Genomic DNA, 2,335 nt, shown 5'->3' with positions numbered 1-2,335 from the left:
TGTTGTCCTGCTGGGCCATCAGCACCGGCTTCAGGCGGGCGCCCAGCTTTGCGGCGAGCTCTTGTGCCAGCGCGCTGTTTTGGCCGCCTGAGGAGTCGTAATGAGAGGCGAGCGGCTGGGAGCCGCGCAGATCGACAAACAGCAGCGACCAGTGGGTGCCCTGCTCGCCAAGCGCGGCATTGTTGAGGGGAAGGAACACGAAGTCGGTCCTGGCCTCCGCCAAATTGCCCCCGCCGCCGGCGATGCCGTGGAAGATGGCGGCCGCTTCGGCCTCGTCTTCGGTCATGCGCAACAGATGGGTCACCGAAGGCTCGACCAATCGGATCCGGGCGGCGATGTCGGGACTGGCCGCGTGCAAGGCCTCGCCAAGCAGCGCGTAATCGGCCGTGATATGGTCGTCCAGGAGCCATTGGGTGGCGCCAAGCGCCAGCCGATGCGCTGCAGCGGCTACCGGGGGAAGCCCGGCTGCCTGGCGCTCGGTCGGCCGAACGCCAGGTGGCACGTCGACTGCGATGCCGGGAGCGTCGGAGATGGCTGATGTCCCGGCAGCGGCGGGCATCTCGGCAGCGGCAGGCGTCTCAGGAGCAGGCGCCTCGTTGGCCTGTGTCTCGTTGGCATGTGTCTCGTTAGCAGGGGTCTCGTTGGCAAGGGTCTGTGCGGCTGCGTCCTCGCCGCCGCACAGGTAGGCGTGGAGCGCCTTCACGCAAGGCTCGGCGTTCTCCTTGTCCTTTGCGGAGGGCGGCACCACCGTGATATCGGCCTGTTGGTAGAGCGGCCGGCGCTCGTCGAACATGCGGCTTAGCGTCTGCTCGCCGTCGGGGCCTTGCAGCAGCGGCCGGCTGGTGTCGTTCCTGAGGCGTCTGCGGATCACTTGCGGGTTGGTGTCGAGCCAGACCGACACCGCCTTCTCGCCGATCAGGGCTCGATTGTTGGGCTCGATGAAGCCGCCGCCGCCGGTTGCGATGACGATCGGCCCCTTCTCCAGCTGCTTGGCGAGCTCTTCGGCCTCCAGCTGTCTGAAGTGGGCCTCGCCCTGGCGCGCGAACAGATCGCTCAGATTGCCGTGCTCGCGCACGATTTCCTTGTCGGTGTCGACAAACTTCACCCCCAGCTTGCCGGCAAGCTCGCGGCCGATGGTCGACTTGCCGCTGCTCGGCATGCCGACCAGCACCACCGGGCGCATGCCGAGGGCGGCTATGATCGCGCCGGCCTGCGGCGAGCGGGGGGCCGCGGGCTGGCTTGCCCGGTCGGCGGTGGCCAACCTGGAGGCCCCAGCCGTCCGCGACCGGCTGTGGCCCGACGAGCCCCAGTGGGGGATGCTGGAGGCGTCGGGGGGAATGGCGACCTCGAGGCATCTGTCCCGCACGCTCTGCACGAGCTCGTCGGCCTTTTGCTCGGCGTCCGGCCCGGGATGCCGCCGCAGCCAGCCGATCTGCTTGTAGAGGTCGTGGTTGGCGAGCTTGGCCCGGTAGCTGGCCGGCGTATGGAACTCGGCCTCGAAGCGATAGCCCTGCGGGGTGCTGAACACGGTGCGGATGGCGAGGAAGCTCGGCGTGCGCATCCTGAACCAGTTGGTGGTCTCGACCTCGCTGCAGCCGCGCTCCTCGAAGGCCAGCACGGCCGTCTTGAAGGCGCGCGTCAGGGCCGCGTCCGGGATCTCGAAGACATGGCGCACCGCATTGGTGAGCAGCTGGGCCTCGGGCGCGGCGCTCACGCTCTGGCCGGTGAGCCCGTCGGCCATCGAATCGCGCCCGCGCAGGCGCTGCTCGAGATGCGGCATGGTCACCTCGATGCCGGCCTGCCGCAAAAGCGCGGCGACCGCCTGCGCGGTCGCGGTGATGGCGCCTTCCTCCGCCGCGGCGCGCTGGGCTGCGCGCCTGGCGTGCTCCAGGGCCTGCTCGCGGCTCAGCGTGATCGTGGCGGCGGGGTCGTCGGCTGCCGCGACGTCCAAGGGGCTGGGCAGGATGCCGTTCGCGGCGGCAAGCTTGATCGAGGCCTCCATGACCGAGGCCGCCAGTGTCGGATTGTCCTTCAGATCCGCCAGGCTGGCGTCGACGTCGAAGCGGCCCTGGTGCAGCGTTGCCGCCAGCGCCTTGACATAGGGCGCCGGCTTCAGGCCCGGGACCTGCTGCAGGAGCCGCTGCAGATCGGCGCTCTTCTTCATGAACAGCCGCGCCCCGGTGTCGGACTTGTAGGCGTCGGTGCCGACCTTGATGCCGACGCTCAACAGGTTGATGGCGCTTTCATGCAGATCGTGCGGGTTGTAGCCGTCGGGCCGCGGATCGATGCGCGCCCGGCAGTGGTCGAGCAGGAGCTCGACGCGCTCCCTGGCGTC

The 2,335-nt window shown here is 69.3% G+C and carries 1 protein-coding gene; it reads right to left on the bottom strand.

Annotated features, from left to right (window positions below; genetic code table 11):
* The coding region (locus RFN28_RS34305; protein WP_320291549.1) for a shikimate kinase at window positions 1–2,335 on the bottom strand (2,335 nt) is incomplete at both ends.

Origin of the sequence: Mesorhizobium album (assembly GCF_033977205.1) — a bacterium.
Classification (GTDB): domain Bacteria; phylum Pseudomonadota; class Alphaproteobacteria; order Rhizobiales; family Rhizobiaceae; genus Mesorhizobium; species Mesorhizobium album.
Note: the sequence above shows the minus strand (reverse complement) of the source record. Positions and strands in the feature narration are given on the sequence as shown.